Origin of the sequence: Romboutsia sp. CE17 (genome assembly GCF_012317385.1) — a bacterium.
Lineage (GTDB): Bacteria > Bacillota > Clostridia > Peptostreptococcales > Peptostreptococcaceae > Romboutsia_E.
On record NZ_CP051144.1, the window covers coordinates 150,060 to 165,711 of the forward strand.

The 15,652-nt window shown below is 26.7% G+C and carries 16 protein-coding genes; all 16 read left to right on the forward strand.

Annotated elements, in window-relative coordinates:
• Positions 1–270: 270 nt before the first annotated feature.
• The 16 genes from HF520_RS00670 (at position 271) to HF520_RS00745 (ending at position 15,576) form a co-directional block, all read left to right on the forward strand.
• Positions 271–2,766: a GH39 family glycosyl hydrolase gene (locus tag HF520_RS00670; protein ID WP_168572198.1), complete on the forward strand. Its 2,496-nt coding sequence runs from the start codon at positions 271–273 to the stop codon at positions 2,764–2,766.
• A gap of 271 nt (positions 2,767–3,037) precedes the next feature.
• Entirely contained in the window at positions 3,038–5,281 is a 2,244-nt protein-coding gene (locus HF520_RS00675) for a glycoside hydrolase family 3 C-terminal domain-containing protein (RefSeq protein ID WP_207711016.1), read from the forward strand.
• A 313-nt stretch (positions 5,282–5,594) separates the two neighbouring features.
• Positions 5,595–6,290, forward strand: coding sequence for a response regulator transcription factor (locus tag HF520_RS00680; protein ID WP_168572200.1), 696 nt, complete (start codon positions 5,595–5,597; stop codon positions 6,288–6,290).
• Positions 6,291–6,413: 123 nt separating this feature from the next.
• Positions 6,414–7,334, forward strand: coding sequence for an ABC transporter ATP-binding protein (locus tag HF520_RS00685; protein ID WP_168572201.1), 921 nt, complete (start codon positions 6,414–6,416; stop codon positions 7,332–7,334).
• Positions 7,327–8,106, forward strand: coding sequence for an ABC transporter permease (locus HF520_RS00690; RefSeq protein WP_168572202.1), 780 nt, complete (start codon positions 7,327–7,329; stop codon positions 8,104–8,106). Before HF520_RS00685 ends, HF520_RS00690 begins: the two co-directional genes overlap by 8 nt.
• A gap of 21 nt (positions 8,107–8,127) precedes the next feature.
• On the forward strand, positions 8,128–9,030 hold the full coding sequence (locus HF520_RS00695) for a sensor histidine kinase (protein ID WP_168572203.1): 903 nt from the start codon (positions 8,128–8,130) through the stop codon (positions 9,028–9,030).
• Between the two features lie 124 nt (positions 9,031–9,154).
• Entirely contained in the window at positions 9,155–9,601 is a 447-nt protein-coding gene (locus HF520_RS00700) for a GNAT family N-acetyltransferase (protein WP_168572204.1), read from the forward strand.
• 307 nt (positions 9,602–9,908) lie between these two features.
• On the forward strand, positions 9,909–10,106 hold the full coding sequence (locus HF520_RS00705; RefSeq protein ID WP_207711017.1) for a hypothetical protein: 198 nt from the start codon (positions 9,909–9,911) through the stop codon (positions 10,104–10,106).
• A 14-nt stretch (positions 10,107–10,120) separates the two neighbouring features.
• Positions 10,121–10,276 carry a hypothetical protein gene (locus tag HF520_RS00710; protein ID WP_330586285.1) on the forward strand — a complete coding sequence of 52 codons (156 nt, stop codon included), beginning with the start codon at positions 10,121–10,123 and terminating at the stop codon, positions 10,274–10,276.
• 185 nt (positions 10,277–10,461) lie between these two features.
• A complete protein-coding gene (locus HF520_RS00715) occupies positions 10,462–10,899 on the forward strand; it encodes a sigma-70 family RNA polymerase sigma factor (protein WP_243155165.1) in 438 nt (145 codons plus the stop codon).
• A 92-nt stretch (positions 10,900–10,991) separates the two neighbouring features.
• Positions 10,992–11,156 (forward strand): hypothetical protein, encoded by a 165-nt coding sequence (locus HF520_RS00720; protein ID WP_168572205.1) that lies wholly within the window; start codon positions 10,992–10,994, stop codon positions 11,154–11,156.
• A 43-nt stretch (positions 11,157–11,199) separates the two neighbouring features.
• Positions 11,200–12,525, forward strand: coding sequence for an IS3 family transposase (locus HF520_RS00725; protein WP_168572206.1), 1,326 nt, complete (start codon positions 11,200–11,202; stop codon positions 12,523–12,525).
• A 208-nt stretch (positions 12,526–12,733) separates the two neighbouring features.
• Positions 12,734–13,111 (forward strand): zinc ribbon domain-containing protein, encoded by a 378-nt coding sequence (locus HF520_RS00730; RefSeq protein ID WP_168572207.1) that lies wholly within the window; start codon positions 12,734–12,736, stop codon positions 13,109–13,111.
• A 2-nt stretch (positions 13,112–13,113) separates the two neighbouring features.
• Positions 13,114–13,893 (forward strand): hypothetical protein, encoded by a 780-nt coding sequence (locus HF520_RS00735; protein WP_168572208.1) that lies wholly within the window; start codon positions 13,114–13,116, stop codon positions 13,891–13,893.
• A 257-nt stretch (positions 13,894–14,150) separates the two neighbouring features.
• Positions 14,151–14,636 (forward strand): C-GCAxxG-C-C family protein, encoded by a 486-nt coding sequence (locus HF520_RS00740; protein WP_168572209.1) that lies wholly within the window; start codon positions 14,151–14,153, stop codon positions 14,634–14,636.
• 10 nt (positions 14,637–14,646) lie between these two features.
• A complete protein-coding gene (locus HF520_RS00745; RefSeq protein ID WP_168572210.1) occupies positions 14,647–15,576 on the forward strand; it encodes a TDT family transporter in 930 nt (309 codons plus the stop codon).
• Positions 15,577–15,652 lie beyond the last annotated feature (76 nt).

The following is a 15,652-nucleotide window of genomic DNA, read 5'->3' on the forward strand; positions in this document are numbered from 1 at the left end:
AAGATATTAGCTATATAGCTAATATCTTTTTTAGCGTGTAAATATAAATTATGATACCATAAAATAACTCAAGCCTTATCAGGATAAGATAAGATATTTTATCTAAACTAAAAAATCCTAATTGGACAAATTGTCAGATTAGAAAATTTATTAAAATTTTAGATCAATGTCCCTGTCAATTTTTACGACGGGGGTACTTTTTTATGGTAAGATTAAAATAAACCAAAAGATAAAGTATAACTTTTATAGCATAAAAGAGTGAGGGAAATCATGGGGTACATACACGAGACTATAAAATTTGATAAATCATTACCAGCAAACATATTAGTTCATGAAGTAGACGTAGTTCAAAGTCACTGGCATGAAAGTATAGAAATATTATTAGTAGCACATGGTGAAGTAGAGCTGTTAGTAGATGGGAAGAAATACAATCTAAAAGAAGATGATTTAATAATAATAAATTCAAAAGAAATACACTGTATAAAATCTGAGCAAAGCAATATAGTAATAGCAGCACAAATAGATTTATCATATTTTAATGATTTATATGAAAGTATGGATAAGATAAATTTTAACTGTAAATCATTTGAATACAGTAAAGATGATAAAAGATTTGTACTAATTAGAAAAATACTAGCAGAAATAACATACAACTATATAAGACAAAGTAATGGATATAACATAAAAATAAACTCATTACTAAATGAGTTAGTATATATATTAATAAATAGATTTAAATGTAGTACCGAAATAAAAAATAAAAATAAAAATTATAAGTACTTAGAAAGACTAAATAGAGTGATATCATATATCCAACAAAACTATAAAGAAGATATTACTCTAAATAGTATATCTAGCATGGAGTATTTATCCCCTCAATATTTTAGTAAGTTTTTTGAAAAACATATGGGAGTGAATTTTTTAACCTACCTTAATTCTATCAGGTTAGAACATGCAATGAAGGACTTACTTAACACTGATTATAATATTACTGATATAGCACTACATCATGGTTTTGCTAATGTAAAATCATTTACTAATTTATTTAAAAATACATACAAAGAAACTCCTAGTAATTACAGAAAAAAGTTTTGTAATATAAAAGAAATAAAGAATAATAAACAAAATGAGGGGATTAACTACTTAGAGTGTAATGCTAGTAGGCAAATGGATTTTATTTTTAAGTATCTAAAAGTTGTAGATAATACAAATGATTTAGAAATGATAGATAAGATCGAAAACATTATAGATATTGATTTGAATAAAACAATCAAGAGTATAAAGCATACTTGGAAAAACTTAATAACAATAGGAAAAGCAAAAGAAGGTTTGATGAATGATGTACAAGATCATCTAAGGGAAATTCAAAGTAAGATTGGATTTAAATATATTAGATTTCATGGGATTTTTGATGATGGTATGATGATTTATGATGAAGAAAATAATAATCCTAGCTTTAATTTTACATATGTAGATAAGCTTTTTGATTTTTTATTGAGTATTAATTTAAAGCCATTTGTAGAGCTTGGATTTATGCCATCTAAACTTGCACTTAACATAGATAAGACAATTTTTTATACAAAAAGTATTATCAGTGAACCTAAGGATATTAATTTATGGAATCTATTAGTTGAAAAGTTTATTAGGCATTGTGTAAATAGATATGGTCTTGATGAAGTTAGTTCTTGGTATTTTGAAGTTTGGAATGAACCTGATATGAATTTAATGTTTGCATTTGATAAAAAAGGATATTATGATGAATTTTTCAAAGAAACTTATAATACAATAAAGTCTATAAATAGCAAACTTAGAGTAGGAGGGCCTTCTATATTAGGTTATAGTATTTTGAAAGATACATATCTAGAAAAATACCTAGATTACTGCATGGAAAATAATTGTAAACCAGATTTTATAACTTTCCATAGCTATCCATTAGACTCTTTAGATGCAGGTATGAATAATTATTTAGTAGGTAATGATGCGAAAATATTTATTAGTAAAAATGAAAATTATCTAAAGGATTTGATAAATAAGCTTAATGAAATATTAAAAAAGTTTGAGTTAGAAAAAACTAGCCTATATATGACAGAATGGAATTCTACTCCATCTCATAGAGATTTAACTAATGATACTTTATATAAAGCTAGTTATATTGCTAAAAATATTATTGAAAACTTAGATGTATTAGATGGATTTGGATATTGGATAGGTACTGATTTGTTAGAAGAGTTTAGAATAGATGAAGAAGTATTTCATGGTGGGCTAGGGCTTATAACTAACAATGGAATAAAGAAATCTGCTTTTTATGCTTACGAACTTTTAAGTAAGTTAGGAGATGGATTAATAGATACTGGTGATGGTTATATTGTTACTAAAAAATATGATTCTTATCAAATTATGATTTATAACTATTGCCACTTTGATAATATTTACTCAGGTGGAGATATTTCTCAAATAAGCAAGATAGATAGATACAATGTGTTCAATAATATAGAAAAAAGTATTACATTAAACCTTGAGAATATTAAGTCTGGTGAATACTTATTTAAAGAGTACAAGATTTGCAAAGAAAAAGGTTCAGCATTTGATACATGGGTTAATATGGGAAGTCCAAAATACTTAGATGAAGAGGATATAATTTATATAAATAATAACTCTGCACCAGAGATAAAGAAGTATAATAAATACATAAATAAAAATTGTATAATAAATGATAATTTAGCACCACATGAGGTTAAATTTTACACTATACAACCAATATATTAATACGAATCACTATAAAGGATTAATTTTTAATCTATTTATAGTGATTTTTTAATTAGAAAATATTTTCCTTATAATATTTATTATAAAAACAAGTTAATATTTGACTTGAAACTAATTAAAAATCAAAATGAAGTTTATTTTTCAAAATTATAAAATTATAAATAAGAATTATGTTTTAAAATTAAAGAATAAAATTAATAATAATTTTTAAAATAATTAGAAAATAAACTTAAAAAATTTATAAATTAAAAATAATATGGGGGTATTAGCGATGAATATTAAAGAATTAATAAAACAAATGACTTTAGAAGAAAAAGCATCATTATGCTCGGGGTTAAACTTTTGGAATACTAAGTCAATAGAAAGATTAAATATACCGTCAATAATGATGACAGATGGACCTCATGGTCTAAGAAAACAAGCAACAGAAGCGGATCACTTAGGAATAAATGAAAGTGTAGAATCTACTTGTTTTCCAACAGCATCAGCACTTGCTTGTTCATTTGATAGAGATTTAATAAAAGAACTTGGGGTGGCACTAGGTGAGGAGTGTCAAGCTGAGGATGTATCAATAATATTAGGACCGGGTGCTAATATAAAAAGATCACCTTTATGTGGTAGAAACTTTGAATATTACTCAGAAGACCCATATTTAAGTAGTGAAATGGCTAAAAGTCAAATACAAGGTACACAAAGTCAAGGAGTAGGAACATCTTTAAAGCATTTTGCAGCTAATAATCAAGAACATAGAAGAATGACGATAGATACAATAGTTGACGAGAGAACTTTAAGAGAGATATACCTAGCAAGTTTTGAATCTGCAATAAAAGAAGCACAGCCATGGACTGTAATGTGTGCATATAACAAGTTAAATGGAGAGTACTGCTCTGAAAATTATAGATTACTTACTGAAATATTAAGAGACGAGTGGGGATTTGAAGGATTTGTTGTTTCTGATTGGGGTGCAGTAAATGATAGAGATAAGGGGTTACATGCAGGATTAGAACTTCAAATGCCAGCTGATGGCGGTATAGGTGATGCTTTAATAGTTGAGGCAGTTAAAAATAAAACATTAAGTGAAGAAGATTTAGATAAAGCTGTTGAAAGAATATTAAATATAATATTTAAAGTAGTAGAAAATAAAAAAGAAAATGCATCATACTCTAAAGAAGAGCATCATGAATTAGCTAGAAGAATAGCTAGAGAGTGTATGGTACTTCTTAAAAATGAAGAAAAAATACTTCCTCTTAAGAAAGAAGAAAAGATAGCAGTTATAGGAGAACTTGCTACTAAGATAAGATACCAAGGTGGAGGAAGTTCTCATATAAATCCAACTAAATTAGATAATACATATGAAGAAATATTAAACTTTGCAGGGACTGAATATGTAAAGTACTCTAGAGGATATGATTTAAGTATAGATGATACTGTTGAAGAATTAGTAGAAGAAGCTAAGAAAGTAGCTAGTGAAGTTGATAAAGTAGTATTATTTATAGGGCTTCCAGAAAGATATGAGTCTGAAGGATTTGATAGAACTCATTTAAATATTCCTAAAAATCAAGAGGAGTTAGTAAAAGTATTAAAATCTGTAAATGAAAATATAGTTGTAGTTTTAAGTAATGGATCTCCAATAGAAATGCCTTTTGTAGATGATGCAAAAGCAATACTTGAAGCATACTTAACAGGTCAAGCTAGTGGTAAGGCTATATGCGATATTTTATATGGAGAAGCTAATCCAAGTGGTAAGTTAGCAGAGACATTCCCACTAAAACTATCTCATAACCCTTCTTTCTTAAACTTCCCAGGTGAAGTGGATAAGGTAGAGTACAAAGAAGGTATATTTGTAGGATATAGATATTACGATAAAAAAGAGATAGATGTATTATTCCCATTTGGACATGGGTTAAGCTACACAAACTTTGAGTATAGTGATTTAAAGGTAGGTAAAAATGTAATAGATGATACTGAAAAAGTAAGTGTAAGTGTTAAGATAAAAAATACAGGAGATGTATTTGGTAAGGAAATTGTGCAACTATATGTAAGAGATATAGAAAGTAGTGTAATAAGACCTGAAAAAGAGTTAAAAGGATTTGAAAAAGTAGGATTAGAGCCAGGAGAAGAAAAAGAAATTACTTTTGAATTAAATAAAAGAAGCTTTGCATACTACAATGTTGAATTAGGGGATTGGCATGTAGAAAGCGGAGAATTTGAAATATTAATAGGAAAATCTTCAAAAGACATAGTTCTTCAAGAGACAATAAGAGTAAACTCTACTGACATTCTTGAAACTATTGTTACTAAAAATACAGCTGTAGGAGATATAGCTCATCTTCCTGAGGCTCAACAAATAATGAATGAAATACTTAAGAGCCTTGGTGCAAATAAAAGTGATTCAGGGGAAGGAAATATGTTTGTAGAAATGATAGAGTTTATGCCACTTAGATCTCTTACTACTTTCAACCATGAAGGTGGGCAACAAATGTTAGATGAAATAATTGCAATTTTAAATAAATAATTAATATTAAAAACGGTGGGGATGAGTATGTATAAAGAACTAGTAGATAAATTAGGGGAAGATAACAAAATAGAAGAAATAAATTAAAACTTACGTATGAAACAATTTTCCAGTAGGAATGATTCGTAGTATTTTGGATGGGATAATGAAGATTTAAGCAATCTTACAAAAACTTTAATTGTAGTTGGAGAATATGACTTTATAAGGATTCAAGCTGAGAAAGATACTAGCTATATAGTTAGTATCTTTTTTAGCGTGTAAATATAAATTATGATATCATAAAATAAAAAAGGTACATTAGGGAGAAATAGATATGTGTAAAGAACACATTTTAGTAGTAGAAGATGATGTAGATATAAATAATTTAATAAGTAAAACATTAGAAAAACAACAATATAAAATAACTCAAGCCTTCTCGGGAAGTGAAGCATTATTACAACTTTCAATATCTGAATATAGTCTAATATTACTAGATTTAATGCTGCCAGGCATAAGTGGGGAAGAAATCATAAAGAAAATTAGAAATGAAAAGGAAATGCCAATAATCGTTATTTCAGCAAAAACATCACTAAAAGATAAAGTAAATGTTTTAAATATAGGAGCAGATGATTATATAACAAAACCTTTTGAGTCAGAAGAAATAATAGCTAGAGTAAATTCTAACCTAAGAAGATATAGAAAGTATAAAACAGAAACAATGCTAGATAAAGTATATAAATTTAAAAATATAACTTTAGATGAAGAAAGTAGAGAAGTAAAAGTTAATGATACAGACATACATCTAACGGGTTATGAGTTTGATATTTTAAGTATCTTAATTAAAAATCCTGATAAAGTATATTCAAGAGAATCATTATACGAACAAGTATGGAAAAATGGATACTATGGAGAAGATAATTCTGTAAATGTTCATATTAGTAATATCAGAAAGAAAATTAAATCAGTATCAAAAGATGAAGAATACATAAAAACAGTATGGGGAATTGGATTTAAATTAAATAACAATTGATAAAAATCTTTAAACTTTCTTTAAACTTTCTTGAATATTTATTAAAAATTTTCTTATATCATTATTATTGTAAGTTAGTTACTAAGATATGTTTAGTAATGTTTAAATGAGAAGGGAGAAAATATGAGGGAAGTTATAAAAACATATAATTTATCTAAAAAATATAAAAACTCTGATGCCTTGTTAGATGTAAGTATTAATGTAAAAAAGGGAGATATATATGGATTAGTAGGAGATAATGGAGCAGGGAAGACTACTTTACTTAGAATATTAGCAGGTCAATCAGATGCTAGTAGTGGAAGCTTTGAACTTTTTTCAACTTCAAATGAAAAAGAATTAAGTGAGATTAGAAAACATACTGGAGTTATTATTGAATCACCGAGTTTTTATCCTAATCTTACTGTTGAAAAGAATATGGAGTATTATCGTATTCAAAGAGGAATACCTGGAAAAAGCAGAGTAGATAAAGCTCTTAAAGAAGTAAATTTATATGATGTAAAAAAGAAAAAGTTTAGTCAATTATCTCTTGGTATGAAGCAAAGATTAGGACTAGCCCTTGCTATGATGAATGAACCGGAGTTATTAATCCTTGATGAACCAATTAATGGTTTAGATCCATCAGGCATTATTGAAATTAGAAATCTTTTATTAAAATTAAATAAAGAAAAAAACATTACCATAGTAATATCAAGTCATATACTATTAGAATTATCAAATATTGCAACTTGCTATGGATTTTTAAATAAAGGAAGATTAGTAAAAGAGATATCTGCAAGTGAACTTAATGAAAAGTGTAAAAGTTATTTAGAGATTAAGGTTAATAATGTGAATAAGTTAACTGCATTATTAGAAGAAAAGCTAGGTTATAGTGATTATAAGGTTTTACCTAATAAAGTAATAAATATATTTGATATAAATAGAGACCCAAAAAAGATAAGTGAGCTTATAGTTAAAAATGGAATTGAATTAAGTTCTTTAGAAGAAAAAACTATAAATCTTGAAAATTATTATATGTCTTTGATGGGAGGGGTTAAAAATGCTTAATTATCTAAAAAGCGAGTGTTATCGTAATATAAATACTAAAGGAAATTATATTTTCTTATTTGGAAGTATGGCCTTTGTAATATTTATAAATGTAGCATTAGGTTTATATGCAAATAGTCAAATTGATTTCCCTTATGGAACTACTTATTTTTCTCTTAGTAGTTTTTATAATATGATGGGGCTTTTAATAATTATATCTATTTTTTTAGTTTCATTAATTAATGGTCAAGAATTTAAGAACCATACATTAAAAAATTCTATTGCATTTGGAATATCAAGAAGTCAAATATATTTAGGTAAGTTTTTAATGGAAGTAATAATATGTACAATAAACTTGGTACTAATTAGTAGTGCATATGCTATAGCTGCATATTTAATGCTAGAGGATAGTGGTATGGTATATTTAAAAGATTTTATACAAGCAATAATAGCATGTTTTCCATTATTATTAGTTAGTATTAGTGCTGCTCATTGTTTTTATTTTATGTTTGATGATGAGAGAAGTGCACTTGCAACTTGGGCAATTATAATTATTTTAATACCAGATTTAGTAGAAATGGCTGGGCGTAAAATAAGTATACTAGGTAAAATATCAAAGTGGATGCCTTGGAACATGGTTGGAAATGCTACATTTGATAGTGAAAGTAAAAGAATGATTATGAGCTGGAGTTCTCAAGAAGGATTTATAAAATGCTTTATAGTTGGAATAGTAGGATTAATAATTTTTTATATACTAGGCTTAATGCTATTTAAGAAAAGAGAAATAAAATAGATAAAAGGGAGCGTGTAGATAATGGAACTAATTTTAGTAGCTTTATTAATACCAAGCGTGTATTTTTCTGCACGCTTTTTCTTGCTTTCTAGAAATATTAAAAAATCAATTAAAGACTTTAAATATATTTCTGAAAATAGAGATAGCAATCGGAAGCTTAAATTAAATCATCCAGACAAGAATTTTGAAAAATTATTATTTGAAATAAATAGATATTTGGAAAATACGCAAGCAAATAAATTAAAATATATAAAAAGAGAAGAAGAAATTAGAAAAGAAATTGAAAATATATCTCATGATTTAAGGACACCCTTAACTTCAATTAGAGGGTATTTGGAATTAATAAATGATGAAACTATTAGCGAAAAAGAAAAGAAAGATTATATTTCTATTATGCAAAAAAGATCTAAGGTTCTTCAGAATTTAATTCAAGAGTTTTATGATTTAAGTAGGATTGAAAATAATGATTATAATTTAAATATGGAAATTGTAGATATCAATAGAGAATTAAGAGAGCAAATACTGCTATTTTATAATGATTTTGAAAGTAAAAATATTTATGTTGATATAAATTTAGATAAAAATCCAGTATTAGTTAAATTAGATGGAGGTGCTATAAAAAGAGTTTTTAATAATTTAATTCAAAATTCTATTAAGTATAGTAAGAGTAGCTTTTGTATGTCATTAATAAAAAATGATAATGAAGTTATTGTTGAGTTTAGAAATGATGTTGAGGATATTAGTAAGGATGAATTAAGTTTGTTGTTTAATAGATTTTATATGAAAGATAAGTCAAGAAGTAGTGATAGTTCAGGGCTAGGTCTTACGATAAGTAAGTTTTTAGTTGAGTCTATGAATGGTGAGATTGATGTTGAGCTAGATGAAGATTGGATTATCTTTAGAGTGAAGTTTTTATTAGATTAAGGGTATTTAGGTATAAAAGTTATAAAGTATTTATTAAAAGTATAGTTCATAATTTTAATAGAATAAGAAAGAAAAAGAATTTTGATATTATATAGATAAACAGTAATTTGATAGGAGAGTTGATATGGAAATAAGAGAATATAAATCAAGTGATTGTAATGAAATTGCTGATTTGTTTTATAATACTGTTCATTTCATCAATTCAAAAGACTATACAGAGGATCAGTTAAATGTATGGGCAACAGGAAATATTGATATTGATGAGTGGAATAAATCTTTTTTTAATAACTATACATTGATTGCAGAAGAAAATGGAATAATAATTGGTTTTGGTGATATTGATGATGAAGGTTATTTGGATAGATTATATGTACATAAAGATTATCAAAATATTGGTGTTGCAACAGCACTTTGCGATAGATTAGAGAAAAAATATGAAGTAGAACGTATTACAACGCACGCATCCATAACCGCAAAATCATTTTTTGAGAAGCGAGGATATAGAGTAGTAAAGAAGCAATTTGTAGAAAGAAATGGTGTGAGGTTGATAAATTATATAATGGAAAGATAGATAAATTTCAATTTATATAGTAGGTTTGATATACAATACTAATATATTAAAAATCAAATAAAAATAAAATGCGTATCAAAAAATATATTTTATGTCTACTATAATGAATAAATACAATAAAGAGCTTTAATTTATTAATTTACAATATTAATATAATTAAAATAAAAAGTAGGAGCATATGACCTATTTTTTTGTTATTAAAATATAGCTTAGTATTTAGAAATAAGGCGAAGGATTTTATCATCAAACTGATTATTCATTTTTTATAGATTATAATTTATCTGCAAATAGTGGTGGTTGTGCTATTATGCGTGATGAAGAGTTTGGATTAGATTTTTTAAAGAAATATAATGATAGATTATTATTTGGAACTGATATGGTTAATAATGAAATGGAATTTCCACTTGGAAGTTGGCTTGATAAAAAGTATGAAGAAGGTTCTTTAGATAAAGAATCTTATGAGAATATTTGTAATAAAAACGCAGTTAAATTATTTAATTTATAAGTAGGGAGGATAAAATGCGTACAAGAATATTACCAAAGATGCTTAATGATGAGGTTGAAGAATATCTATCAAGAAATGATATTATTATAGTTCCAGTTGGAACAGTAGAACTTCATGGAGGATTTTTACTAGATTGTGAAACTACTATTAGTTATGATAAGAACGTCTAGATATTTATTTTGTTTTGATGACATCAAATAAATTTAAAAATTACATTAAGAAATTAGCGCTTACCTTGGTTTGAGGGGGCGCTTTTTTCTTTTTTAATTTTTAATGAACTTTTTTTAGTTTTAGGTGTCTTAATAGTATATAGTAAAATAGTAAGTTAGAAAATGGGACGAGGTGTTAAGCAGTTTTGGAAGAGAAAGAGCTTTTAGATAAAGCTAGGCAGGGAAATAAACAGTGCTTAAATTTATTACTGCAAAATAATTATCAAATGCTCTATGGATTTTTAATAAAGTTGACAGGAGATAAAGATTTAGCAGAAGATTTAGTACAAGATACCTTGTTAAAAGCTTCTCTTAATATAACTAAGTTTAGAGGAGAGAGTAAATTTTCCAGTTATTTAATTAAAATTGGAATAAATACTCATAAGAATTATCTTAGAAAAAACAAAATAAAAACAGAACATGATAATTTTGAATTTAAAACTAGTTATGATGGGGAAGAAGATTTGATAAATCATATCAGGTTCAAAGAAGCTTTAGGGCATTTGACAAACATGCCTTATGAAAAAAGAATCTCTTTTATTTTAAAACATTATTATGGTTATTCAATTGAAGAAATATCATAAATACTTAAGGTATCCCAGGGTACTACAAAATCTAGAATACATAATACTATTAAAAAATTAAGAGAATTACTAAGCTAAAAGGAGGTCGTAAATTGGACTATTTAAATGATGATAAATTAGAAGAAATGGGATATATAAAAGAAATAGATACTTTAGCTATAGTTGAAAAAGTATCTAAAATAAAAGAAAAAAGAAGAAAGAGACTACTAAAATGGATCCTATATGGTGGACACGAGAAAAAGCGTGTCTGTCTATAGGGGATCTTTTTTTGTACAATATTAACTAAGAGGTGATTATAAGATGAGTAAAAAAATATTTACAGAACAAGAGATATTAGAATTATCTAAAAATAAATATGTAAAAAATGTAACTGCTAAAGGTATAACTTATACTAATGAGTTTAAATTGCAGTTTATTGCTGAATATGAGAATGGGAAAACTTCAAGAGCTATTTTTGAAGATGCAGGATTTGATGTTAATATAATTGGAATTAAACGTATAGATTCTGCTAGTCTAAGATGGAGAAAAGCATATAACGATAAAGGTATTTTAGGTTTAGAAGATACTAGGACTTTAAATTCAGGAAGAACACTTAATAGAGAATTAACTATTGAAGAGATTATTGCTAAGAAAGATGCTGAAATAGAGTATCTTAAAGCGGAGCTTGAATTGATAAAAAAGTTAGAGCTGCAAGAAAGGCAGGTGATAAATAAGAAAATACCTGCATCTAAAATATTTAGACTAATACAAAATTTAATTCAAAGTTTCAATCTTAAAAACATGACGAGACATTTATGTAAAATTGCTAATATCTCTACTTCAGGTTACTATAATTTTTTAAATAATTTTAAGACTAGAAGTATAAAGGAAAATAAAGATCTTATATCTAAAGAAATTATCTTAAAAGCATTTAACTATCGTGGATATAAGAAAGGATCTAGGTCTATAAAAATGGTATTAGAAAATAAATTCAATATTATAATGAATAGAAAGAAAATCCAAAGAATTATGAGAAAATATAATATTACTTGTCCTATACGTAAAGCTAATCCATATAAGCGTATTGCTAAGGCTACAAAGGAGCATAGAGTAGCTCCTAATAGACTAAATAGAGAATTTAAGCAAAACATACCTGGTAAGGTAATGTTAACTGATATTACATATATGCCGTACGGCAATAATAAGATGGCATATTTATCTACAATAAAAGATTCATCAACAAATGAAATATTAGCCTATAATCTTTCTAATAACTTAGCTATAGATATTGTAACTGAAACTATAAATAAATTAGTTAAACTAAAGTCATTTAAATTACATAAAGATGCATTTATTCATTCTGACCAAGGCTCTCATTATACAAGTCCAATCTTTCAAAAATTGCTTAAAAAATATAACTTGGGTCAATCTATGTCTCGTAGAGGCAATTGTTGGGATAATGCTCCGCAAGAATCATTCTTCGGACATATGAAGGATGAAATTGATTATAAAAGCTGTGAAACAATAGAAGAACTTAAAATATTGATAGATGATTACATGGATTATTACAATAATGAACGTTGCCAGTGGAATTTAAAAAAGCTGACTCCTGTGCAATACAGGAATCAGCTTTTAGTAACTTCTTAAGAACCCTTTTTTTCTAGTGTACTTGACAAAGGGTCCATTTTATACTAGTCATTTGTTTTACTTTAATGATAATTACTTCAGTTTTAGGTCAAGGTTTATTTGTGATTTTATTTGGAGGAAATAATCTAGTCCAACTTGGAATAAAAATATATATTTTCGTATTATTAGTAGTTTCATTAGTTTTAATAGAGAAGAGAGAGGTAAGTTTATGTTAATAGTTGGTAAGCAAATTTTAATTACGTTTATTATATTTTTTTTAATATCTTCATTTGGAATTGGACAAGTTGTATGGATATACTTAGATAGTAAAAAAAGAGAAGATAAGTGGGGCATATTATGGGCTATATTAGCTATGACACCAATATTTTTACCTATGCTACTACCTTTACCATTGATAGTTTATTTATTAGTAACAAGAGCATTTTCAATAAAATGTCCTAATTGTAAAATGAAAATATCCAGCGAATTTTCTTCTTGCCCAAACTGTGGATGGAAGTTAAAAGAGAAGTGTAAATCTTGTGGTAGTCCATTAAAAAATGAGTGGAAATACTGCCCATATTGTAATAATAAAATAGAGGTAGAATAATTATGAAAACAATAAAAAACAATAAGAAAGTTTTTGTAGGAGTGACTATAATAGCAGCTCTAATTGCAATTATACCAACTACATTAGTGTATATGTTTTCTCAAATGTCTATAGGTATTGAAAAAGGGGATAATATTGAAGTAATAGAAGAGAAGATTAATACTTATTTTAATGATGGAGGGTTTGAAAAAGATATAGAAAATGCCCTTAGAAAAAAGCCAAGTGGTGATTTTAATATATATACATATGCTCCTGGAAGTGACGAGTCTATGGAAATAGAAGATAAGATGAATATAATTTGTCCAGAGTTAATTGAAGTAAGTAGATTGGAATCAGGTAAAGAATATAATATAAAATTATATTCAGACTTATATGAAGGGGATAAAAAAGTAAGCACTGAAGAACTACTGTCAAAAGATATTGTTGGAACACCTAAGTTACAAATAATTTATAATGATAACTTCATGGAAGGTGGAAGTAAAAGAGATATGACAATACACATTGTTCAAAATAATAAAATACTTGAAAGTGTAAAATATTACTGTCCTACAGACTATAATGAAGCTGCATTTACTCAAGATGCAGATTCAAATATAAATGAAGATATTCCAATTATGGGATTTACAAAGGGCATAAAAGTAAATGGAAAATATAAAACTTACTCTGGTGACTTTCATAAAAGTAAAGATAAAATAGAAACATCTATTCAAAATAATTTAAGTAAAAATGAAAAGATGGTTATTTTAAGATTAGAAATATCCAATAGAGATAAATCTATTTAAATATTGTATGTTATTATTCGAAAGATTAATAAATTCCAATCAAAATTAGGTCTTGCTATAATTAAATTTTTAGTGAATCTATAAATAGTGAAGTTGATGCTGATATAATCAAAGTCTATAGTTTCTATATTCTATATATTGTATATAGATATAACCAATAATAGATACCTACATATAGAAATTTACAATTTGACTACAATTTTCTATATATTTATACTTTTATTGATAGATATAAATAATTTTATGGGGGATTTATTATGAATATAAAAAAAGAAGTAAGTGTAAGTAAAGTAGCTAAAGATGCTGAAGAATTATACCGTGGTGGATTTTTCTGCTCTGAAGCAGTTGTAAGTTCAATTCGTTCTAACTTTGAGTTGGACATACCTGAAGAAATTATAGCAATGGCTTCTGGATTCCCTGTTGGTATAGGTCGTTCTAAATGTTTATGTGGTGCCGTTTCTGGGGGAGTTATGGCTTTAGGTATATTCTTTGGACGTACTAAACAAGGCGATCAAAAAGTAGAAAAAAACTTAGAACTATCAAAAGAATTACATGATTGGTTTAAAGTTGCTAATGGTAAAAATGCTCTATGTTGTCGTATACTAACTAGAGAATTTGATATGGGGGCAGGTGCTCATAAAGAACAATGTATACATTTTACAGGATTAGTTGCTGGAAAAGTAGCAGAAATAGTAATAAGAGAACTTAATTTAGTTAATACTGATGTTTTGGAATATGCGTAGGAGTTGAAAAATGATAAAGAAAATACCACTTCCAATAGCTGGAGTAATGCTTGGATTTGCAGCTTTAGGTAATTTACTTCAAAGTTACTCTGAATCAGTTCGTCTAGTATGTGGTCTTATTTCTGCAATACTAGGATTATTATTAATGTTTAAGTGTATTTTATATCCTTCTATGATAAAAGAAGATATGAAAAATCCAATTATGGCCGGTGTATCAGGTACTTTTCCTATGGCTTTAATGCTTTTAGCTGCTTATATAAAACCTTATATTGGACCTAGTGCTACTTATATTTGGTGCTTTGCAATAGGATTACATATAGCTTTAATTATATATTTTACAAAAGAATTTATATTTAATTTTGATATGAAAAAAGTATTTACCAGTTATTATATAGTTTATGTAGGAATTGTTGTTGCTAGTGTTTCAGCTCCAGCTTTTGAAAAAACAAATATAGGAACAATGGCATTTTGGTTTGGTTTTATTTCTTGTTTAATATTACTTGTAGTAGTTACAAATAGGTATATTAAATATAAAGAAGTTCCACAACCAGCTAAGCCACTATTTTGTATATATACTGCACCAGTAAGTCTTTGTCTTGCTGGATATATTCAGTCTGTTCAACCAAAATCAGTAGTAATGATTGGATTTTTAGCAGTTTTATCATTAGTAATTTATGTTTTAGTTTTATTTAAACTACATAAATATTTAAAAATGCCTTTTTATCCAAGTTATGCAGCTTTTACATTTCCATTTGTTATAAGTGCAATTGGAATGAAAATGACTGCAGCTTGTTTAGGTAATATGGGTTATGATATACCATTGATAAAATACATTGCTATAATTCAAACAATTATAGCTACTATACTTGTGGTTTATACATTTATAAGGTTTGTAATGTTTATTTTACATACTGAAAAGGTAACTGAGGCAATATCTTAATATAAAAATGACCTGTAAATGGATTATTAAAACTGACACTTAATGGTGTCAGTTTTTTGTATTTAAATTCAGATTA